Source organism: Microbacterium sp. LMC-P-041 (genome assembly GCF_030209555.1).
Classification (GTDB): Bacteria; Actinomycetota; Actinomycetes; order Actinomycetales; family Microbacteriaceae; genus Microbacterium.
The window spans coordinates 360058-381370 of sequence record NZ_JARVRV010000004.1 but is presented as its reverse complement, the minus strand read 5'-3'; the positions used below and the strand labels follow the sequence as shown (position 1 = coordinate 381370).

At 69.5% G+C, this 21313-nt stretch carries 22 protein-coding genes; 15 read left to right on the top strand and 7 right to left on the bottom strand.

From position 1 onward, the window contains the following. The first annotated feature begins 27 nt into the window (after nt 1–27). From QRN21_RS08285 to QRN21_RS08250, 8 genes are all read left to right on the top strand, one after another. A complete protein-coding gene (locus QRN21_RS08285) occupies nt 28–684 on the top strand; it encodes a TetR/AcrR family transcriptional regulator (RefSeq protein ID WP_285363633.1) in 657 nt (218 codons plus the stop codon). Further along, on the top strand, nt 681–1664 hold the full coding sequence (locus tag QRN21_RS08280; protein WP_285363632.1) for an ABC transporter ATP-binding protein: 984 nt from the start codon (nt 681–683) through the stop codon (nt 1662–1664). The genes QRN21_RS08285 and QRN21_RS08280 overlap by 4 nt, the downstream gene beginning before the upstream one ends. Beyond that, entirely contained in the window at nt 1661–2461 is an 801-nt protein-coding gene (locus QRN21_RS08275; RefSeq protein WP_285363631.1) for an efflux permease Rv1217c-related protein, read from the top strand. The genes QRN21_RS08280 and QRN21_RS08275 overlap by 4 nt, the downstream gene beginning before the upstream one ends. Before the next feature lie 105 nt (nt 2462–2566). Beyond that, a complete protein-coding gene (locus QRN21_RS08270) occupies nt 2567–2965 on the top strand; it encodes a GntR family transcriptional regulator (RefSeq protein ID WP_072590463.1) in 399 nt (132 codons plus the stop codon). Continuing rightward, nucleotides 2962–3879, top strand: coding sequence for an ABC transporter ATP-binding protein (locus QRN21_RS08265; RefSeq protein ID WP_056275931.1), 918 nt, complete (start codon nt 2962–2964; stop codon nt 3877–3879). Before QRN21_RS08270 ends, QRN21_RS08265 begins: the two co-directional genes overlap by 4 nt. Then, nucleotides 3879–4565, top strand: coding sequence for a hypothetical protein (locus QRN21_RS08260; protein ID WP_053098360.1), 687 nt, complete (start codon nt 3879–3881; stop codon nt 4563–4565). The genes QRN21_RS08265 and QRN21_RS08260 overlap by 1 nt, the downstream gene beginning before the upstream one ends. Before the next feature lie 158 nt (nt 4566–4723). After that, nucleotides 4724–5866, top strand: coding sequence for an FUSC family protein (locus QRN21_RS08255; RefSeq protein WP_285363630.1), 1143 nt, complete (start codon nt 4724–4726; stop codon nt 5864–5866). Nucleotides 5867–5962: 96 nt separating this feature from the next. Then, nucleotides 5963–6421: a GyrI-like domain-containing protein gene (locus tag QRN21_RS08250; protein WP_053098358.1), complete on the top strand. Its 459-nt coding sequence runs from the start codon at nt 5963–5965 to the stop codon at nt 6419–6421. A gap of 3 nt (nt 6422–6424) precedes the next feature. Here QRN21_RS08250 and QRN21_RS08245 read toward each other — a convergent pair whose 3' ends face one another. Further along, the gene (locus QRN21_RS08245) at nt 6425–6643 is read right to left on the bottom strand and encodes an SCO4848 family membrane protein (protein WP_222839149.1); all 219 of its coding nucleotides are present in this window, start codon (nt 6641–6643) and stop codon (nt 6425–6427) included. Nucleotides 6644–6796: 153 nt separating this feature from the next. On the opposite strand from QRN21_RS08245, the gene QRN21_RS08240 reads away from it, so the two are divergent. From QRN21_RS08240 to QRN21_RS08225, 4 genes are all read left to right on the top strand, one after another. Next, the gene (locus QRN21_RS08240) at nt 6797–7423 is read left to right on the top strand and encodes an RNA polymerase sigma factor (RefSeq protein ID WP_230101089.1); all 627 of its coding nucleotides are present in this window, start codon (nt 6797–6799) and stop codon (nt 7421–7423) included. Then, nucleotides 7420–7902, top strand: coding sequence for a hypothetical protein (locus QRN21_RS08235; protein ID WP_056275923.1), 483 nt, complete (start codon nt 7420–7422; stop codon nt 7900–7902). Before QRN21_RS08240 ends, QRN21_RS08235 begins: the two co-directional genes overlap by 4 nt. 185 nt (nt 7903–8087) lie before the next feature. Then, nucleotides 8088–9662: a S8 family peptidase gene (locus tag QRN21_RS08230; protein WP_285363629.1), complete on the top strand. Its 1575-nt coding sequence runs from the start codon at nt 8088–8090 to the stop codon at nt 9660–9662. A gap of 61 nt (nt 9663–9723) precedes the next feature. Continuing rightward, a complete protein-coding gene (locus tag QRN21_RS08225) occupies nt 9724–12153 on the top strand; it encodes a CHAT domain-containing protein (protein WP_285363628.1) in 2430 nt (809 codons plus the stop codon). A 248-nt stretch (nt 12154–12401) separates the two neighbouring features. Here QRN21_RS08225 and QRN21_RS08220 read toward each other — a convergent pair whose 3' ends face one another. From QRN21_RS08220 to QRN21_RS08200, 5 genes are read right to left on the bottom strand one after another with little or no spacing between them, the layout of a single operon-like run. Further along, nucleotides 12402–13178, bottom strand: coding sequence for a DeoR/GlpR family DNA-binding transcription regulator (locus QRN21_RS08220; protein ID WP_056275914.1), 777 nt, complete (start codon nt 13176–13178; stop codon nt 12402–12404). A gap of 28 nt (nt 13179–13206) precedes the next feature. Beyond that, complete coding sequence (locus tag QRN21_RS08215; RefSeq protein WP_285363627.1) at nt 13207–14061, bottom strand: class II fructose-bisphosphate aldolase; 855 nt, start codon at nt 14059–14061, stop codon at nt 13207–13209. Then, nucleotides 14058–14999 carry a 1-phosphofructokinase family hexose kinase gene (locus QRN21_RS08210; RefSeq protein WP_285363625.1) on the bottom strand — a complete coding sequence of 314 codons (942 nt, stop codon included), beginning with the start codon at nt 14997–14999 and terminating at the stop codon, nt 14058–14060. The genes QRN21_RS08215 and QRN21_RS08210 overlap by 4 nt, the downstream gene beginning before the upstream one ends. Beyond that, nucleotides 14996–15988, bottom strand: a complete 993-nt coding sequence (locus QRN21_RS08205; protein WP_187249096.1) for an ROK family protein — start codon at nt 15986–15988, stop codon at nt 14996–14998. Before QRN21_RS08205 ends, QRN21_RS08210 begins: the two co-directional genes overlap by 4 nt. A 24-nt stretch (nt 15989–16012) precedes the next feature. After that, a complete protein-coding gene (locus tag QRN21_RS08200; RefSeq protein ID WP_285363623.1) occupies nt 16013–16909 on the bottom strand; it encodes an SIS domain-containing protein in 897 nt (298 codons plus the stop codon). Nucleotides 16910–17197: 288 nt separating this feature from the next. On the opposite strand from QRN21_RS08200, the gene QRN21_RS08195 reads away from it, so the two are divergent. Genes QRN21_RS08195 through QRN21_RS08185 form a run of 3 tightly spaced genes read left to right on the top strand, consistent with a single transcriptional unit; the run spans nt 17198 to nt 20370 of the window. Further along, entirely contained in the window at nt 17198–18442 is a 1245-nt protein-coding gene (locus QRN21_RS08195) for an extracellular solute-binding protein (protein WP_056275906.1), read from the top strand. Between the two features lie 30 nt (nt 18443–18472). Further along, on the top strand, nt 18473–19447 hold the full coding sequence (locus QRN21_RS08190; RefSeq protein WP_053098347.1) for a carbohydrate ABC transporter permease: 975 nt from the start codon (nt 18473–18475) through the stop codon (nt 19445–19447). Nucleotides 19448–19449: 2 nt separating this feature from the next. Next, nucleotides 19450–20370, top strand: a complete 921-nt coding sequence (locus QRN21_RS08185; RefSeq protein WP_171821966.1) for a carbohydrate ABC transporter permease — start codon at nt 19450–19452, stop codon at nt 20368–20370. A 96-nt stretch (nt 20371–20466) separates the two neighbouring features. On the opposite strand, the gene QRN21_RS08180 is transcribed toward QRN21_RS08185, so the two are convergent. Next, the gene (locus QRN21_RS08180; RefSeq protein ID WP_053098346.1) at nt 20467–21201 is read right to left on the bottom strand and encodes an SDR family NAD(P)-dependent oxidoreductase; all 735 of its coding nucleotides are present in this window, start codon (nt 21199–21201) and stop codon (nt 20467–20469) included. Nucleotides 21202–21313 lie beyond the last annotated feature (112 nt).

Here is a 21313-nt window from a genome sequence, read left to right as displayed (position 1 = left end):
GCTGAACATCTGTTTAGTGTGCTGTACATGCGTTCAGCTTCCGACGATCTCACCGCTCGTGCCCGCATCCGCGACACTGCCATCGCCGCCTTCGCGCGCAGCGGCTTCGATGCCACCAGCCTTCGCGCGATCGCCACGGAGGCCGGAGTCAGCGCCGCGCTGATCGTGCATCACTTCGGCGACAAGAACGCCCTGCGCACGGAGTGCGACGACTATGTCGTCGGCGTCTTCACCGATGAGGAGCACGACCTCATCACGGCCCCGACCGGCGACCGCATCCGCACCGCGCTGAACGACCTCGGCCGATACGGGCCCTATATCGACTACCTCGCCCGGATGCTGATCGACGGCTCTCCGGCAGCGGATCGGCTGTTCGACAATTTCCTCGCGAGGACGCGCGACGTGCTCGCCGAGCAGCGCGAGGCGGGGATGCTCGAGCCGATGAGCGACCCCGAGATGACGACGCTGACCCTCACCCTGATCGGCCTGGCGCCGGTCGTGATGCGCGCTCAGATCGCCCGCGCCCTGGGCACCGATCAACTGAGCCCGGCCGGGCTGCGACGCACGACGCTGCCCACACTCGAGCTGCTCACCCACGGCATCTATTCGACGACCGCGCTGCTCGACGGCGCGCGCGAAGCCCTCGGAGCAGAGGGTCCCACCCCGGAAGGAGACGCATCATGACCGACACCATCGAGATCGAACGTCTGCACAAGCGCTACGGCAGCCGCGTCGCGCTGCACGGGCTCGACCTCCGAGTACGTCCGGGAACCGTGTTCGGGCTCATCGGACCGAACGGCGCGGGCAAGACCACCACGCTCCGCACACTGGTCGACATCATCCGTCCGTCCTCCGGCACAGTGCGCATCCTCGGCGAGGACCCGCGTCACGGCGGTGCCGCTCTGCGGCGGCGCATCGGCTACGTGCCGGGCGAGCTGCACCTCGAGGGGCGCACGAGCGGACATCGGATGCTGGCGTTCTATGCCCAGGTCTCGGGTTCACGGGACTCCGCCGCGACCCTGCGCACGGCACGCGACCTCGGCGACCGTCTCGGCGTCGATCTGTCACGTCCGGTGCGCACCCTGTCGAAGGGCAACAAGCAGAAGGTGGGGCTGATCCAGGCGTTCATGCATCGTCCGGAGCTGCTGATCCTCGATGAGCCCACCAGCGGCCTCGATCCCCTCGTGCAGCGCGAGTTCCTGCAGATGGTCCGCGAGGCGAAGGATGCCGGGCAGACCGTGCTGCTGAGCTCGCATGTGCTCAGCGAGATCCAGCAGACCGCCGACGAAGTCGCCGTCCTCGCGAACGGACGGGTCGTCGCCGACGGCGACGTCGCCTCGCTGCGACTGGGCTCGATCCGCCGGGTGCGCGTCGAGCTCGCGACGACGGATGCCGCGGCAGCGCGCGCCGGCTTCGACCGGGTGCCGGGGCTCACCGGCATCGACGCGCACGATGCCGACGGGATCCTGCAGCTGTCCGGCACGGTCGACGGCGCGATCGACCCGTTCATCAAGGCGCTCGCGCCGTTCGAGGTGCGCGACCTCACCGTCGAGGAACCGGACCTCGAGGAGTCCGTGCTGCGGCTCTACGGATCCTCTGTCACTCCGGCGTCGGCCCGACCCGCGACCCGACGATCGCGGCGCGACAGGGGGGAGCAGCGATGAACGGCATCCTGCCCGTGTTCCGACGCAGCCTGCGCGAGTCCTGGCGAAGCCTGCTCGGATGGACCGCCGGCCTCGCCGCGGTGCTGTTCCTCTATCTGCCGCTGTACCCGAGCCTCGCCGGAGACGGCCAGCTCGAGGCCATGATCTCGTCGCTGCCGAAGGAACTCGTCGGCACCCTCGGGTACGACCAGATCGCGACCGGCGCGGGATACGCGCAGAGCACGTTCTTCGGCCTGATCGGCTTCCTTCTGCTGACGATCGCGGCAGTGACGTGGGGGTCGGCGGCCATCGCCGGCGCGGAGGAGAGCGGACGGGCCGAACTCGACCTCGCGCACGGCATCGGCCGCGGCCGGTATGCGCTGGAGTCGGCCTTCGCCGTGCTCGTGCGACTGCTGTGGCTCGGCGTCTTCTCGGGGCTCGTCGTCTGGGCGTTGAACGACTCGGCCGAACTCGGCCTCGACGGCTGGCGCATCGTCGGAGCGAGCGCCGCGCTCACCGGACTCTCGTTCCTCACGGCATCCGCCGCTCTGCTCGTAGGAGCAGCGACGGGTCGCCGCATCTGGGCGACCGGCGCCGGCGCAGGGATCGCCGTGCTCGGATACATCCTGCAGGCGTTGGCGAAGCAGTCCGATGACCTCGAGTGGCTGAACGCGCTCTCGCCCTACGCCTGGGTGTACCGTCAGCCGCCCCTCGCCGAGGGCGTGGATGCCGGTGGACTCGCGCTCACCTGGGGCCTGGCCGTGGTCCTCGCCGCAGCTTCGGCCGTCGCGCTGCGCGCCCGGGACCTGCGCGGCTGAGCGCTCCCCACCGCACCTGCCTGCCTGCCCGAAACAACTGTTGACACACCCGCGGTTCAGTGGTTACCTACTCTAGTAACTAACCCACCAACCAGCGGAGGACTCGTGATCGAAGAAGGCAAGCCGCTCTTCCTCCAGATCGCCGAGCAGATCGAGGACTCGATCCTCGACGGCTCTCTCGAGGAGGAATCGCAGGCGCCCTCGACGAACGAGCTCGCCGGCTTCTACCGGATCAACCCCGCGACGGCAGCGAAGGGAGTCGCCATGCTCACCGACAAGGGAGTGCTCTACAAGCGCCGCGGCATCGGCATGTTCGTCGCCGCCGGGGCGAAGGATCTGCTGCTCGGCGAGCGCCGTGCCGCATTCGCCGACCGCTACATCGAACCGCTCATCGCGGAGGCCCGCACACTGGGCCTCGGCTCCGACGACCTCGTCGCGCTGCTGCACGAGCGCGCGACCCAGACACAGCAGAACGACCAGACAGAAGGGAAGACCACCGCATGACCGCCGTCATCGAGGTCCAGAACCTCACCAAGCACTACAAGGAGAAGAACGCGCTCGACGACGTGTCGCTCAGCCTCGAGGGCGGCGCGATCTACGGACTGCTCGGCCGCAACGGCGCGGGCAAGACCACGCTCATGTCGATCCTGACCGCGCAGAACTTCGAGTCGTCCGGCACCGTGCGCGTCTTCGGCGAGCACCCCTACGAGAACACGCACGTCCTCAACCGGATCTGCTTCGTGCGCGAGAGCCAGAAGTATCCGGATGACGCCTACCCGCGTCACGCGTTCAAGGCGGCGAGCCTGTTCTTCCGCAACTGGAACCAGGAGCTGGCCGACGAGCTCATCGAGCAGTTCCAGCTGCCGATGAAGCAGACCATCAAGAAGCTCTCCCGCGGACAGCTCTCGGCCGTCGGGGTCATCATCGGCCTGGCGTCGCGCGCCGAGCTCACCTTCTTCGACGAGCCGTACCTGGGGCTCGACGCGGTCGCCAGGCAGATCTTCTACGACCGCCTGCTCGAGGACTACGCCGAGCATCCGCGCACGATCGTCCTCTCGTCGCACCTGATCGACGAGGTCTCGAACCTCATCGAGAAGGTCATCGTGATCGACAACGGCAAGATCCTCCTCAACGAAGACACGGATGCCGTGCGCGACCGCGCCGTCACCGTGGTCGGCGATGCGGTCAAGGTCGACGCGTGGGCGGCAGACCGTGAGGTCCTGCACCGCGAGGCGCTCGGCCGAGTGGCATCCGTCACCGTGCTCGGGGCGCTGTCGGCCGCCGAGCGCGCCGAGCTCACGGCATCCGGTCTCGATCTGGCTCCGGTGTCGCTGCAGCAGCTGATCGTCCGTCTGACCCAGAAGGCCGAGGCGGGCGCAGCCACCAGAGCCTCCGTCGCGAAAGAGGAGGTGCGCTGATGCGACGCACACTCAACGTCATCCGTCTGCAGCTCATCAACCGTCAGACGTTCATCTGGGTGCCGCTGATCATCCTCGGCTCCGCGGTCGTGATCTCGGTGCTGATCTACGCGATGATCCCCGTCGACACCCCCAAGTACGGCGGTGGCGGCCAGGCTCCGCTCTGGTACTTCTTCGCGATCGGCCTCTCGGCCATGACACTCACCTTCCCGTTCTCGCAGGCGATGAGCATCACGCGGCGCGATTTCTTCTTCGGCACGCTGCTCACCGCGATCCTCGGCAGTGCGCTCATGGGCGTCGTCTTCCTGATCGGCGGCGGAATCGAGACGCTGACGAACGGCTACGGCGTGAACGGCTACGTGTTCTACCTGCCGTGGCTGTGGGAGGCGGGTCCGCTCGGAGCGTTCACCGTCTACTTCACGCTCGCCCTGTTCCTGTTCGTGGTCGGCTTCACCGGTGCGACGATCTACAAGAGCTGGGGACCCACCGTGCTCACGATCGCGGGCGTCGGGCTCGGTCTCGTGCTCGTGGGTCTCGCGTTCCTCGCGACGAGGCTCGAGCTGTGGGACGAGGTGTGGCGGGGCATCCTCGACGCCGGAGCTCTCGGTCTCGCACTGTGGGGTCTCGTCGTGACCGCGGTGCTGGCGGGCATCTCGTTCCTCGCGTTCCGCCGGGCCATCCCCTGATCGCGCGCTGATCACTCGACGCCGGTCGCTCCGAAGAGGGGCGGCCGGCGTCGACGCGTCGCGACCGCTACTCGCCCTCGCCGCCGGACGCAAGCACATGCGTGAACGGATGCCGAGCGGCTAGCGTCACCCTTCGGGGAGGATGACGAGAGGATGCCGTGACGAACATCAGGACACGAATGCGCGCGCGCCGTCCCGGCATCGTGCGCTCACTGCGCGAGGCGGTCGACCCGGCCCGGCTGCTGCTCGTGGCCAAGACCGCTCTGGCTGTCGGACTCGCGTGGCTGATCGCCCCGCACATGCCCGGCGTCACCGACGAGTACCCGTACTACGCGCCGCTCGGCGCCCTCGTGAGCATGTATCCCACGCTGATGGGGTCGGTGCGGTCGGGGCTGCAGACCCTGCTCGGACTCGCCACCGGCATCGGGCTGGCAGCGATCGTCGTGCTCACCGTCGGCCCGACGTGGTGGACCATCCCGGCCGTGGTCGGCATCGGCGTGCTGGTCTCGGGAACGGGGTGGTTCGGCGTCGGCCGCGAGTACGTGCCCATGGCCGCGCTCTTCGTGCTGATCATCGGCGGCCAGAATGCTGACGACTACTCGATCGGGTACCTGGTGCAGACGGCGGTCGGCGTCGTCGTCGGACTCCTCGTCAACCTGGTGATCGCGCCGGCGCCGCTGACCCTCGCCGCCGCGGCCAAGGTCGACGCGTTCCGCACGCAGCTGAGCGAGCACCTGCACGACATCGGGTCGGCGGTCTCGGAGTCATGGCCGCCCGAGCACCAGCAGTGGGCCGATGATGCGGCCTCACTCGCCGACACGACGGCGGAGCTGCGCACGGCCCTGTCGGAGGCCGACGACAGCCGGCGAGGCAACCCACGGGCGCTGGGACGACGGGGGGAGACGCGACACATCCACGCCGAGCTCGCCCGGCTCGACAGGATCGCGCATCTGATCCGCGACATCTCGGACGAGATCGCCGACACCATCTGGGATCGCCCAGGGGCTCTGGTGCTCGACGCGGCGCTGCCCGAACCGCTGTCGAACGCGTGCCATGCCGTCGCCGAGGTGATCGCCCAAGAGGATCCCCTGTCGCCCGAGGATCACCGGGTCAGGGGTGAGGCCGCGCGCGCCGTGAGGCTGCTGCTCGAGACCGTCGACGACCGGACCATCGACGCCCGCCGCTCGATGGGGCCGGGAGTGCTCGCGGCCATGCACCTGCGGCGCATCCTGATCCTCAGCGGCCACCGCGACGAGGACGAGGACGAGGACGAGGACGAGTCGGACGACGGGGCGGGATAGTCGGATCCGACGAGCGACCAGGATCGACGACGGTAGCCGATGTCCGTGCCCCTGCGTAGGATCGGCGGCACGCACCCACGACCTGAGGAGACGACGATGTCCGCCGAGCAGATCACCGAGAAGCCCCTTCCCTACGTCCGCCTCGCGGCGCTGACCCAGAGCGTCGCCTCACAGCCCGAGGTCGCGGGGGTGGTGGGTCCGCTGTTCGATCAGGTGGCCGATGCGATCGTCGCGTCGGGCGGAGAGCCGGGGCTCCCGATCGCGGAGTACGACATGAACAAGCACGGCGTGCGCATCACGGTCGGCTTCACCTATGACGGGCCGGCGATCGACGGGCTCGTCATCGTCGAGCTTCCCGCCGTCGACGATGCGTTCACCGCCACACACCTCGGCACCATGGCGACGATCGATGACAGCTGGCATGCGCTGAATCAGGCGATCGCCGCGCACGGGGCGACGGCGCAGGGCGCCTGCCGTGAGGTGTATCTGCAGTCGGAGTCCGAAGATCAGGCCGACTGGATCACCGAGCTCCAGCAGCCGGTCACCCGCAGCTGATCGTCAGAGCGCTCCGGCGAGCGCCGCGATGCCGACGATCACCGAGACGAGCGCGAGCACCAGGGCGATCGCGATCAGCACGGCGTGCACCTTGAGGAACGCCGTCGCCTTGCCGTCGGCATCCCGTGCCCGCGGGTCGGTCGCGACGCGCTTGTAGAAACGGGGCCACACCAGCACGTTGAAGGCGGCGTTGAGGAAGAGCACGACGGCGAGAGCGATCACCACTCCACGCTAACGCCCGCGGCACGAGTCGCCGGACACCCGGCATCCGTCTCCCCGGGACGGAATCCCGCCAGAACCCCGAAAAAACATACCGAGTCCATGTATCAGGAGCCTCTTGCCGTGCTCCTTGACGGTGTGATCACAATGGGACTCATGATCGACGGCGCACCCGACGGCGCCGCCCTCGATCCTGCACCGGACGACGGAGCAGCACGCTGGAGGCGTGCCGCCGAGTTCTTCGACGCATGGCGGGACGGCGAGAGCCGCGCGATGGACGACCTCGTGCGGCTGATGACGCCTGTGCTCTGGCATGTCGTGCGCGCCTACGGACTCGACCGCACACTGGCCGAAGACGTCGTCCAGACGACGTGGCTGCAGCTGGTTCGCGGGCACCGCTCGATCAGTGATCCGAAAGCGGTGTCGGCCTGGCTGACGACCACCGCTCGCCGCGAGGCCTGGCGGGCCGGGAAGGCCCAGAACAGGGTCGACACGACCGAGTCGGATGCTCTCGACGCACTGCTTCCCACGCAGCAGTCGGCCGAGCACCACGCCACCGTCGGCGACGAGAAGCGACGGCTGTGGGCAGCGGTTCGCCTCCTCGCCGACCGATGCCAGCGACTGCTGCGAGTGATCGCCTTCGAGGAGCGACCGGACTACGCCCGCCTCGCCGCCGATCTCGCGATGCCGGTCGGCAGCATCGGCCCCACCCGCCAGCGCTGCCTCGCGAAGCTGCGCGAGCTGCTCGACGCACCGACACCACGAACGGAGGGCAGCTCATGAGCGAGAACGATCGCGCCAACGGCGGCGACAACCATGAGGATGCCGAGCTGTTCGCGCAGCTGCGTTCGCTCTGGCGTGACGTCGACCCGATGCCGGCCGCCCTCATCGACCGCATGATCGCGGCCGTGGCAGCCGAGGGGCTGTCGGAGGAGTACGCGCTGCTCACCCTCATCGAGGAACCGCTCGGAGCCGTTCGCGGCGACGCCGACGCGCTCACCCTGCAGTTCAGCGACGGCACGACCAGCATCCTGCTGCACGTCACGCGCACGGCGAGCGGTGCGCACCGGGTCGACGGCTGGGTCGACTCGATCTCGGGTGCGATCGAACTGGCTCAGGGCGAGAGCATCCGCACGACGACCGCGAACGACACCGGCCGCTTCCTGTTCGACGACGTGCCCGACGGGTTGACCCGCGTGCGCCTGAGCACCACGGTCGGCGACCAGGAGCGCACCCTGTCGACCCCGCAGTTCGAGTTGTGATCCACCGCGGGGCGACCCGCGCATGACGGGGCGACCCGTGCACACCACCGCTGGGCGACTCCCGCACCACGCAGGACCTCACTCACCGGAAGCGGGCCGACCCGCACACACCGCGGGGTCCCCCGCACAGGACGCGGGCTCATCCCGCAGAGGACGCGGGTCCGCCCGCGAGGAGAGGATCGACGATGGAGCAGCCCAAGGGGTGGAGCTGGCAGGACCGGGCCGAGGGATCGATCAGACGGGGGACGGCGCTGGACCCGTCGGTCGAACCCGTCGAGGGCGTCAGGGCGTTCCCCACCGCGTATCTGCAGGAGCGGCTGCTGATCACACAGGATCAGGACAACGATCAGGAGGAGTACGACGAGGAGATCCGCGAGCTGCGCGATGCTGCCGGCTCGTTCGGCTGGATGCTCGAGATCGATTCGCCGGATGCTCTGCGCGCGGCTGATCCGCTGGTCCCCGGCGTGCCGGGGTTCCTGCGCGCTCGCCTGACCACTCCCGACGAGCCGACCCGCGGCGAGTCGCCGGTGCCGCCGGACGCCTGGCGCGTGCTGCAGCGCGCGCGGCGCAGCTCCGGCACGTCGATGCCGCGAACCAGCCTCGAGCATGTGCTGTCGATCGACCCCGTCGGACTCAACCCGTTCAGCCGAACGAATCCCTTCAGCCGCACCAACCCGTTCAGCCGCACCAACCCGGTGCGCGGCGCGGGCGGAGGGGCCGGAGGCAGCGACGACTACCTCGAGCCGGGGCGCGGCGCGCGCCAGCCGGTGACCTGGCTCGGACCGGCTCCCCGGCGCACGGCGGCCCCGAAGCGCGGCCGACGTCCGGTGGTGGCGGTGCTCGACACGGGATGCGGTGTGCACGACTGGCTGCCGGACGACATCGTCACCCGCCACATCGAGATCGACGGCGTGCCGATCGGACTCACCGACGACGCAGACCCCGAGGTCTATCCGGATCTCTACGGGCAGCTCGACGGCGAGATCGACGCCGTCGCCGGGCACGGCACGTTCATCGCGGGCATCATCCGTCAGACGGCGCCGGATGCCGACATCCTGTCGATCCGCATGGCCGGCGCACTGGGCGTGATCGACGAGAGCACCTTCCTGACGACCGTCGCGCAGGTCGTCGAGCTGCTGCGGCGACACCGCGAGGACCCGTCGACCGGGCATCCGATCGACGTGCTCAACCTGTCGCTCGGGTACTACCACGAGACCCCGGTCGACGGTCAGTTCAGCCGGACCCTCGACGCGCTGCTCACCGCGGCGCGAGAGCTGGGGTGCGTGGTGGTGTGCTCGGCGGGCAACGACGCGATCGACCGGCCGTCGTTCCCGGCATCGCTGTGGCCGTGGCCCGGTGCCGACAACGGCATCCCCCGTGATCACGCTGCGCCGCATGTGTCGGTCGGGGCTCTCAATCCGTCGGGCCGCTCGGTCGCGCTGTTCTCGAACGTCGGCCCCTGGGTGCAGGTCTACGCCCCCGGCGCCGCCGTCGTGAGCACGTCACCGGCCTTCGTCGGAGGCGAGCAGGCGACGACCAGAGCGGACGTCGACGGACTGCGGCGCGAGACGATCGACCCGGACGACTACCGCGGAGGCTTCTCGATCTGGAGCGGCACGTCGTTCGCGGCTCCGTATGTCGCGGGGCGCATCGCGGCACAGTGGGGTTCCGTGCCGGCACAGGGCGTCACGGCGGATGCTGCGGCCAAGGCCGTCTCCGCCGTGCTCAAAACCCTGCCTTCACCCGTGACGGGAGGGTAGCCGCGCGCGTCGGATCACAGCACACCTTCCCTGAGGCCAGACATACCGGCATTCTGGTGCAATGCCCCTGTCTGCTCTCGAGCTGCATCAGCGCGGCGTCGACGCAGCCAACTCCCGACGGTTCGCCCAGGCGCGGCGTGCCCTGACCGCCGCATCGGCGCGCACGGACGACGCCGATCTGCGTGCCCGCATCGACGGGACCATGGCCTACGTGCTCGCCCAGACGGGCCAGCCGGTGGAAGCCGAGCGACTGTCGCGCGAAGCGCTGTCACGGCCGGGCCTCAGCGACGAGACAGTCGCCCTCGCGAACGGCCAACTCGGCACGTTGCTCATGCACGGCGGACGGCTCGACGACGCCGACCTGTTTCTCACCAGGGCGATAGACGGCCTCGACGAGGGCTCGATCGAGAGCGCCAACTGCCTGATGAGCCGGTCGATCGTCAGTATGCAGAGGCACCGGCTCGACGCCTGCACGGCCGATCTACAGCGGGCCATCGCGGCCTATGAGGCCCACGGAGCCGAGGAGCCGCTGGCCGAAGCGCGCCACAATCTCGGCTACGCCGCGCTGCTCGGCGGCGACCTCGTCACCGCACTCGGGCTGATGACCCGATCGCGTCCGATCCTCGCCGCGACCAGCGACCTCGCCGCCGCGATCAGCGACCTCGATCGGGCCGAGGTGCTGCGCGATGCCGGCCTCACGACCGAGGCCGAAGAACTGCTCGGCACGGTCGCGGTGCGATTCGGCGCACAGCGGATGCGGCAGGCGCGAGGTGAGGCCGAGTTCCATCTCGCCCGATCGCTGCTGCGGCACGACGCCTCGTCGGCCGAGCGTGCCGCGGCGACCGCATCCCGTCGCTTCGCCACCCTGGGAAGCGCGAGCTGGGCCGCCCGCGCCGACGCGGTGCGGCTGGAGGCGCAGCTGCGAACCCGACCTCAGAAGCCGCCGGCCGCAGAGGACTTCTCTCGCACGGTGGACGCGCTCACCCGGGGAGGATTCCGCACCGAAGCGGCTGCGGTGTCACTTACCGCTCGGCTGGCCGACGGAGGTCGCCTGCCCCGACTCACCCCTGACGCCCCGACGCCGCTGCGTCTGCGCGCGCACGAGGTGCGTGCGGTGCGTGCCGCCGCACGGGGCAGGGATGCCGATGCTCGCCGGGCCGCCGCCGAGGGGCTCGACCTGCTCACCACGTGGCAGCAGTCGTTCGGAGCGCTCGACCTGCAGGCGTCGGTGGCCATGCACGGCACCGAGCTGATGTTCGCCGGTCTCGCCGCGGCCGCGCGATCGCGCGATCCCGAGGTGCTGTTCGAGTGGTCCGAGCGTGCCAGGCATCTCAGCCAGCAGGTCGCACCGGTGCGCCCGCCGCACGATGCCGAATTGTCGGCCGACCTCGCCGAGCTGCGGATGCTGCGCGCCGACCTCGCGGGGTCGGACTGGACGACGGATGCCCGGGTGCGCGAGCTGCGGGATCGAGTACGTGACCGCCAGTGGTCGTCGACCGGCGTCGGCGAGAGCCACGAACGCCTGGGTCTCTCCGAGACCCGAGCGCGACTCGACGAGGACACAGCGATCCTCGCCTACGTCTTCACGCGCGAGGAGCTGCTGTGCGTCGTCGTGACGACATCCGGCTCGTCGATCGTCGAGCTGGCGCTGCCGCGCATCGAGGCCGCGCTCGACGGACTCCGCGCCGACCTCGACGTGGCGGCTCTGACCCACGGCGGGCCGATGGCGCACGTCGTGGCGCGTTCGCTCGACGACAGACTGCGACGACTCGACCAGGCCCTCCTGGCACCGGCGCGCGCGGCGTCGGGAGGAGCGGCACGTCTGGCCCTGACGGTGCCCGGCATCCTGGGCGGCATCCCGTGGGCGATGCTCCCGGGAATGCGCGGAACTCCGTTCACCATCGCGACGTCGGTGTCTCGCCTGCTCGGCGGCTCCGATCGCCGCCCGCCGCAGGCCTCCCGGGCGGGTTTCGCGACCGGCCCCCGCGTCGCGCGCGCCGAAGAGGAGGTGCGCCGGGCCGCCGCAGCGTGGGCAGGCGCCAGGATGCTGACCGGCGACAGCGCGCGGGTCAGTGCCGTCACCGAGCTCGCCGAGCAGGTCGACGTGCTGCACATCGCCGCCCACGGTCGTCATGCGGTCGACAGCCCGCTGTTCTCAGGGTTCGAACTCGTCGACGGCACCCTGTTCGGGTACGACGTCGACCTGATCTCGCGCCCGCCCGAGACCGTGGTGCTCTCGGCGTGCGAACTCGGCCGCTCGTCGGTGCGCTGGGGTGAGGAGGCGCTGGGCATGACGCGCGTCTGGCTGCACGCCGGCACCGGCTGCGTCATCGCCGCCCCTGTCGTGGTCGCCGACGACGTCGCCTGCGAGCTGCTCGGGGCCGTGCACTCCGAGCTGGCCACCGGTGCCAGACCCGCGGACGCGCTGGCCGCGGCATCCGAATCCACAGGCCTCAGCGCGCCTTTCCAGTGCCACGGAAGCGGACTCTGAAACTTTTCTCCAGTCGATGTATCAGAACATCGGTGACCCGCTCCTTATCTCCAGAAGGTGCCAGCGAAGGGCTTCGGAAACGAAGCGCGAGGGAGGCGCAGTCGAACTGGGGAAACCCTCGTGCACTGGGGAGTGTGAGGGGACGACAGGACACCATCTACTCCGGGGATGTCGCGAGAGGGGTCGCGGCATCCCCACCAGGAGTCCGGCACCGTGTTGCTTGTGAGGTCCGAGGACTGATCGGCAGATCAGGCCGTCATGACCTCGTACCCCGCGTCGCGGAACGCGGCGAGCGAGGCGTCGTCGGAACCGTCGTCGGTCAGGAGAACGGGGAACAGCTCCGGGCCGCCGACGGCCGCGAACGCCACGGTGCCGATCTTGCTGCTGTCGGTGACGACCACGGCTCGGCGGGCGCGCTCGGCCATCATGCGGTTCACCGCGGCTTCGCGTTCGTCCTGCGTGGTGGCGCCGGCCGCGGCATCCATCCCGTTGACCCCGATGAAGGCGATGTCGAGTCGCACTCCGCGCAGCAGCTGCTCGACGAACGGACCCACCAGCTCGTAGCTGCGCGAGTGGATCACCCCGCCGGTCACGACGACCTTGATGTCGGGTCTGGTGGCGAGCTGGGCGGCGATGTTCACGGCGTTGGTGACGACCGTGATGCCCGGGCCTGCGGCGAGATCGTCCCGAGCGGCGAGCGCTGCGGCGATGGCGGTGGTCGTGGTTCCGCCCGAGAGCCCGACGACCATGCCCGGCGCCACGAGGGCGGCGGCGGCCTGGGCGATGCTCTCCTTCTGCTGCGAGCGCTGGTGGCTCTTGTAGCGGATCGGCAGCTCGTAGGCGACCGAGTGGGCGACCGCCCCGCCGTGGGTGCGCGTGAGCAGACGCTGCTCGGCGAGCGAGTCGAGATCACGGCGCGTCGTGGCGGCCGAGGCTCCGAAGCGCTCGACGAGCTCGTCGACGTTCACCTCGCCGTCCGCGGCCAGCAGGTCGAGGATCGCGTTCAGTCGGGCGGCGCGCTTCATGTCACCATCCTGCCCGGCATCGCGTGACTCACCCCGCCACCTCGGTGGACTCGAGGGCGAACAGGCGCAGCATCCGCGCCGCCTCCCCGGCGAGCGCATCGCGCGCAGGGGTGAGGTACTTGCGCGAGTCGACGAGCCTCTCATCGGTGTCGAGGGTCGCGCGGATCGCGCGGGTGAAGAACCCGTTCAGGTGCGTCGAGACGTTGATCTTCGTCATGCCCGCGCGCACGGCGTCGGCGATCACGGCGTCCGAGACTCCCGATGATCCGTGCAGCACCAGGGGAACGGGGAGGGCGGCGCGCAGGCGTGCGATGAGAGCGAGGTCGAGGGATGCCGTGCGGTCCGTCATGGCGTGCGACGAGCCCACCGCGACGGCGAGTGCATCGACGCCGGTCGCGGTCACGAACGCCCGCGCCTCGTCGGGGTCGGTGCGCACGCCCGGTGCGTGGGCGCCGTCCTTGCCGCCGACCTCGCCCAGCTCGCCCTCGACGTAGACGCCTGCCGCGTGCGCCCGCTCGGCGACGGCAGCGGTCAGCGCCACGTTCTCGTCGTACGGCAGCGCACCGCCGTCGAACATGACCGAGCCGAAGCCGAGGGCGATCGCCTCATCGACGAGCTCAGGGCGCTCGGCGTGATCGAGGTGCACCGCGACCGGCGTCTGCGCGCGCCGCGCGACGGCGAGCGTCGCCAGAGCGATCGGCTCGAGGCCGCCGTGGTAGTCGGCGCAGTTCTGCGAGATCTGCAGGATCACCGGCAGTCCGGCGTCGGCAGAGGCGCGCACGAGCCCCTCGGCGGTCTCGAGGTGGATCACGTTGAAGGCGCCGATGCCGGTGCCGCGGGCTGCGGCATCCGTCACGAGCTCTCGGGCGGAGACCAGGGTCACAGAGGGTCCTCTCGAACGGGGGAATCGTAGGGGGTGACGACGAGGCGCTCCTCGAGCGCCGCCCAGTCGTCGGAGATCTCGCCGGCGAGCGGCATGAGCACAGCGGCGGCCGACCACGCGGTGGCGCGTCGCAGAACGGTCTCGGGATCACGGACGCCGTCGGCATAGAGCACCGCGCACGCGGCCACTCCCGCGTCGCCCGCACCGGTCGGGTTGCCGGCCAGCGGGGCATCGAGGCGCGCATGCAGCACGTCGGAGGCCGTGACGGCGAGCATGCCCTCGGCGCCGAGCGACAGCAGCACGAGGTCGACGCCGCGCTCGATCAGCGAACGCGCGCCGTCGACCGGGTCGGTGATGCCGGTAGCCTCGACGAGCTCGGCCGCGTTGGGCTTGAGGACGGATGCTCCGGCATCCGCCGCGTGCAGGAGAGCCGCACCCGAGGTGTCGACGATCACGGGCACACCGGCGTCCCGCGCCGTGCCGATCAGCAGCGGAAGCAGCGTCTCAGGAGCACCGGGCGGCAGGCTGCCCGAGATCACGAGCACGCGCGCGCCGGGAAGCGCATCGACGACCTCGCCCAGCATCGCAGCCCACTCGGGGTCGGAGGGGTTCACGCCCCGCTCGTTCACGATCGTCGTGTCGCCGAGGGTCTCGTCGACCAGCGCGATGCTCTGCCGTGTCGCTCCGACCACGGGGACCAGGCGATGGGGCACGCCGCTGGCCCCGAGCTCTGCGGCGAGCTCGACACCGCTGCGACCGCCTGCCGTCGACACGGCGAGCACCGAGGCGCCCTGCGCGTGGGCGACCCGGGCGACGTTCAGGCCTTTGCCGCCGGCGCGCACCGCACCGGCATCCGCTCGGTGGGTCTCGCCGAGGGTCAGTCGCTCGACGTGCCAGGTGAGGTCGAGCGCGGGGTTCGGGGTGACGGTGAGGATCATGCCAGCTCCCTTGCGCGCAGCGCCGCGCCCAGGATGCCGGCATTGCCCGACAGCTCCGCCGGCACGAGCTCAGGAAGGCGATGGAAGCTCAGACGCTCCGCCAGTCGTGCCCGCAGCTCGTCGAAGAGCGCTCCCCCGGCGCGGGAGAGTCCACCACCGATCACGATCGCCTCGGGGGCGATGACGGCGGTGAGCTGCGCGAGGGACAGGGCGAGGGCGTCGAGCGCCGAGTTCCAGATCTCGGAGGCGACGCGGTCGCCGGCCGCCGCGCGGGCGATCACGTCCTTCGCGCCGTCGGGGCTGATTCCGGTCGCCTCGCGATAGCGGCGAGCGATGGCGCCGGCAGACGCGACGACCTCGAGGCACCCGCGCGCACCGCACGCGCACACCGGTCCGTCGGCGATCGGCGAGTGGCCGATCTCGCCCGCGTAGCCGCCGGCGGTGTACGGCTCGCCGCCCACCAACAGGGCACCCGCGATGCCCGTGCCGATGACCAGCACGACGGAGTTCGAGTAGGCGCGGGCGCCGCCGAGGCGGTGCTCGGCCCAGCTCGCCGCCCGCACGTCGTGATCGAACGCGACGGGCAGACCGAGCTTCTCCGACGCGAGGTCGCGCAGCGGCGAGTTCCGCCAGCCGAGATTGCTCGCGAAGACGCCGAGGCCGGCCTCCGCGTCGACGATCCCCGGCACCACGAGTCCTGCCGCCAGCGGCACGACATCGGGGTGGTCGGCCCGAAGTTCGGCGGCGAGCACGCCCAGGCGCTCGATCAGCACCTCCGTGCGGTCCCCCTCGGCGACGGGGGTCGGCGTGCGGCGGAGGCCGAGAGCCGTGCCGTCGGCATCGAACAGCGCCGACTTGATGTCGGTGCCGCCCACGTCGAACGCCAGCACCGGCGCGCCGTGACCGAGCGGGCGCGCGGCGGCGAGCCGCTCGCCCGACGCGTCGCTCACGACGTCGGCGATGCTCGCGGCATCCTCAGTGCTGGTCATCGATCGCTCCGCTGATGGGTCGGGTCATGCATCCAGGATGACGGATCGCGTGAGGTTGCGCGGCTGGTCAGGGTCGAGCCCGCGGGTGACGGCCCTGTCGAGGGCGACGCGGTGCAGGCGCACGAGGTCGGCGAGCGGGTCGACCGGATGCTGCACGAAGCGGGCTCCGGTGGCCTCGACCTGCGCGGCCAGGCCTTCGGGCGCCTCGCCGAACTGCCAGGTGACGCGGCCGGGGGCGGCGATCGCGATCGGACCGTGGCGGTACTCCATCGACGGGTACGACTCGGTCCACGACTGCGACGACTCGCGCATCTTCAGCGCGGCCTCGTGCGCGAGGCCGACCGTCCACCCACGGCCGAGGAACGAGTACTGCTCGGCGTCGCGGAGCTCGTCGTCGTAGTCCGCCGTGAGCACGGCGGCCGCATCCGCGATCGCCGCGGTGAGGTCCTCACCCAGCGAGGCACGGAAGAGTGCCAGGGCCGTGGTCGCGAAGCGGGTCTGCACCACCGACTTCTCATCGGCGAAGGGCAGCAGCACGGCGTCGTCGACGAGCGAGACGAGCGGCGATGTCTCGTCGCCGATCACGCCGATCGTGGGAACGCGGCCCTTGATGCGCTCGACCAGCTCGAGCACCTCGGTCGTCGTGCCCGAACGCGTCAGTGCGACGACCGCGTCGTAGCCGCGGTCGACGAACGACTCGGATGCGGCGAACGCATCGGTCTCGCCCTGGCCCGCGGTCTCGCGGAGGAACGCGTAGGACTGCGCCATGAACCACGAGGTTCCGCAGCCGACGACGGCGATGCGGGCTCCGGATGCCGGGAGCAGCGCCTGCGCGTCGCGGAGATCCGCCGCGCGGGCCCAGGTCTCAGGCTGCGAATTCAGTTCTTCGCGCATGTGTGCGCCGGGCAGAAGTTCGGTCATGTCGGGCCCTCCGGACCAGATGTTGCAAGTTTGTGATTGTTTAGCGGCTTATTCGATCATAGTATGTCGACATTAGGAATCGTTGCAAGGTTCCTCTTGATTTGTTTATTCTCCTGACAAATAATCGAACAAGTTCCACCGCCCCTCCGGAGATCCGGTCCATGGAGGGTTCCTCGAGCCGACCCGGCTTGAACCGATCGTCCCGCCACCGGGGGAGGCGATCACACGCATCGTCGCGTGCTGTGCTTGCGACTGTGCACCACCTACACAGTGAGGAATGCAATACACATGAAGAAGTCACTGCGATTCGGTGCTGTCGCTCTTGCGGCCACCGCCACGCTCACGCTCGCTTCGTGCGGGTTCGGCGGCTCGACAGGAGGCGGCGGAGACGCCGAGGGCGAGACGACGCTCAACCTTCTGGTCCCCAGCTACTCCGACGCCACCAAGGGCCTGTGGGAAGACGTGATCGAGGGTTTCGAGAAGGAGAACCCTGACATCACGGTCGACCTCGAGGTGCAGTCATGGGACAACCTCGAGAAGGTCGTCTCCACCAAGATCCAGGCCGGCGAGGCTCCCGACATCTACAACGGCGGTCCGTTCGCCGGATTCGTCGGCGACGAACTGCTCTACCCGGTCGAAGACGTCGTCTCGGAGGAGACCTACTCCGACTTCCAGGACGCGTTCCTCGCGAACGCCGAGGTCGACGGCACGGCCTACGCCCTGCCGCTGATCGCATCGGCCCGTGCGCTGTTCGTCAACAACGCGCTGCTCGAGCAGGCCGGCGTCGAGGCTCCGACGACCTGGGACGAGCTGCTCGACGCTGCGACCAAGGTGTCGGCACTCGGTGGCGGCGTGGCCGGCTACGGCATGCCCCTCGGCTCCGAAGAGGCTCAGGCCGAAGCGGCCGTGTGGCTGTGGGGCGGCGGCGGATCGTTCGGCGACGCGTCCGAGATCACGATCGACACCCCCGAGAACCTCGAAGGTGCCGAGCAGATCAAGAAGATGATCGACGCCGGTGCGACGCAGGCCGACCCCGGCTCGACGCAGCGCTCGCCCCTGATGGACATCTTCATCCAGGGCAAGATCGGCATGCAGGTCGGCCTGCCGCCGACGGTCGGCCAGATCGAAGAGGGCAACCCCGAGCTCGACTACTCGATCGTCCCGATCCCGACGAAGGACGGTTCGCCCTTCACCCTCGGCGTCATGGACCAGCTGATGGCCTTCCAGAACGACGGCGACAAGCAGGAGGCGATCACCGCCTTCTTCGACTACTACTACTCGGCAGACGTGTACGTGCCGTGGGTGCAGGCAGAGGGCTTCCTGCCCGTCACCAAGTCCGGTGCCGAGCAGCTCGCCGGTGAGGAGGCGCTCGCGCCGTTCCTCGAGGTCCTGCCCGACGCGCAGTTCTACCCGTCGACGAACGAGAAGTGGTCGGCCACCGACGGCGCCTTCAAGTCGCTGTTCGGCCAGCTGCAGTCGAAGCCGGCCCAGGACGTCCTGGCCGAGATCCAGGCACAGGTCGACGCGGGCTGAGCCCCGCAGACGGAGAGGTTCGGGTATCTCATGAGCCAGACGAAAGAATCCTCGAACCTCGCGGGGGCGGCCACCGGCCGCCCCCGCACCCCGGGCCGCCGATCGGGCGCCGCCCGCGGCAAGCCGGGAGGGAAGGACCTGCTCCAGGCGCTGCCCTGGATCGCGCCCGCCCTGCTCCTCATCATCGGCGTGGTCCTGTTCCCCGCCGGGGTGATGTTCTTCAACTCCACCCGTGACATCTCGCTCTCGGGCCTCGACAAGGGCTCGGTCGGCTTCGACAACTTCGTGACCGTGTTCACGTTCGCCGAGTTCTGGCCGATCATGTTCCGCACGATCATCTGGGTCGTCGCGGTGGTGACCTTCACCGTGATGATCTCGCTCGGGCTCGCGCAGATCCTCAACAAGGCCTTCCCCGGTCGCCAGATCGTCCGCATGGCCGTGATCGTGCCGTGGGCGGCATCCGTCGTGATGACGACGATGGTCTTCTACTACAGCCTCGAGCCGTACTTCGGCGTCTTCAACAAGTTCCTCTACGACATCGGGCTCGCAGACGACGCGGTCGGCTACGGCTGGACCAAGAACCCGGCCACCGCCTTCGCCTGGTCGATCGTGATCGCGATCTTCGTCTCGCTGCCGTTCACGACCTACACGATCCTCGCGGGCCTCCAGACGGTTCCGGCCGACACCCTCGAAGCCGCGAAGATGGACGGCGCCGGCGCGACCCGCACCTACTGGACGGTCGTCGTTCCCCAGCTGCGCAGCGCCCTGGCCGTCGCGATCCTCATCAACATCATCAACGTCTTCAACTCGCTGCCGATCCTCAAGGTGATGACCGGGTCGATCCCCGGATACGGCGCCGACACGATCATGACGATGATCTTCAAGTACATCGAGCTGCAGAAGAAGGTCGACGTCGCGAGCGCACTGTCGGTCGTCGCCTTCCTCATCGTGATCGTGATCGTCGCGATCTACGTCAAGGCCGTCAAGCCCATGAAGGAGGTCTGATCATGACCCTGACCGAGACCGCCCTCGTCACCACCGCGGGCGATGACGCCGCCCCTCGCATCCCCGGACGCAAGCGCCGCTACACCGAGGACCAGGTCACGCTGCCCCGCGTCATCCTGCGCATGGCCGCCGGCATCCTGGTGCTCGCGATCTTCGTGCTGCCGTACCTGATCATGTTCTTCGGCTCCGTGAAGACGAAGTCGCAGATCCGCTCGGTCGACCCGACGTACCTGCCGATCGAGTGGCACTGGGAGAACTACATCTCGATGTGGTCGACCCCCGAGACGCCGCTGCCCTACAACCTCATCTCGACGATCATCATCGCCGTGTTCGCGACGCTGCTCGTGCTGCTGGTCTCGCTGCCCGCGGCCTACTACACCGCCCGCTTCAAGTTCCCCGGGCGCATGGTCTTCCTGTTCCTGGTGATCGTGACGCAGATGCTGCAGCCGGCCGTGCTCACCTCTGGCCTGTTCCGCCAGTTCACGGTGCTCGGACTCAGCGACACGTGGGCGGCGATGATCTTCATCAACGCCGCGTTCAACCTGTCGTTCGCGGTGTGGATCATGCACTCGTTCTTCGCGGGCATCCCGAAGGAGATCGACGAGGCCGCCCAGATCGACGGCGCGGGGCGCTTCACCGTGCTGTTCAAGATCAACCTGCCGCTCGTCTGGCCGGGCATCGTGACGGCCATCGTCTTCACGTTCGTCGCCTGCTGGAACGAGTTCGCCGCATCGCTCGTCATCCTCTCGACCGACAAGAACCAGCCGCTCTCGGTCGCATTGACCAAGTTCGTCGGTCAGTACGAGACGAGCTGGCAGTACGTGTTCGGCGTCTCGATCGTCGCGATCCTGCCCGTCGTCATCCTGTTCATGCTCATCGAGAAGCGCCTCGTCGGCGGCCTGACCGCCGGCAGCGTCAAGTAGACCTCGGGCCCGTCGCGGGGCGTCCGGTTCGCAGTTCGTGCCGCCGGGCGCACCCGCGAGCGGCACGAACTGCGACGGGAACCTCGACTCTGACGCCTACCGCGCAGGCAGCTCGACCCCGGTCGCGTCAGCGAGGGCCGCGAGGAGCCGCTCCTGGAAGGATGTGTCGTCGACGGCCGGGTGGGGTGTGCGCCGCTCGCCGTGGTGCCAGTATCCGCCGGTGACGTCGAGACGCGGCTCGGTCGCGAGGCGCTCCTGCGTCTCATGCCCGAGATCGAAGTCGTCGGGGGCGCCAGCACCGCCCATCTTCGTCGGCACCCATCCAGGATCGACCGAGTCAGCCGCGACGCGAGGCGCCCACCGTCGGGCGACCGCCGCCGACAGAGCCGTGACGAACAGCTTGCTGTCGGAGTAGCTGGCCGTCGTCCGCGAGCCGTCCCAGTCGAGCTCCGTGAGATCGGTCGAGCCGCCGCGATGCATCCCGCTGCTGAGGTAGACGTGACGTGTGGGCGTGCGCAGCAGCGCGGTGAGCAGGTAGGGACTGACCACGTTGACGGGCAGGATGCCGGACCCCGAGATGACACCGGCGTTGTGGATGACCGCGTCGACCTCCGCTCCCCCGTTCAGCTCGTCGGCGACATCCCTGACGGCGCGGCGATCCGTGAGGTCGGCGATGACGAGATCGGCACCGCGATCCGTCAGCGATGAGACGGCGGCTGCTCGATCCGCGCTGCGCGCATGGACGATCACCCGATGGCCCTGGTCGAGAAGTGCGGCGGCCGTCGCGCGGCCGAGACCGTCCGTGGAGCCCGTGACGAGGATGCGTGTCATGACCCCATCCTCTCGCGATGCTCAGCGTCCTCTCCACCGACAGGAACCGACCGCTCCCGGTACTCTGGCACGGTCGACTCCGCCATCCGGCGCGGTGAGACGGGGGGGATCA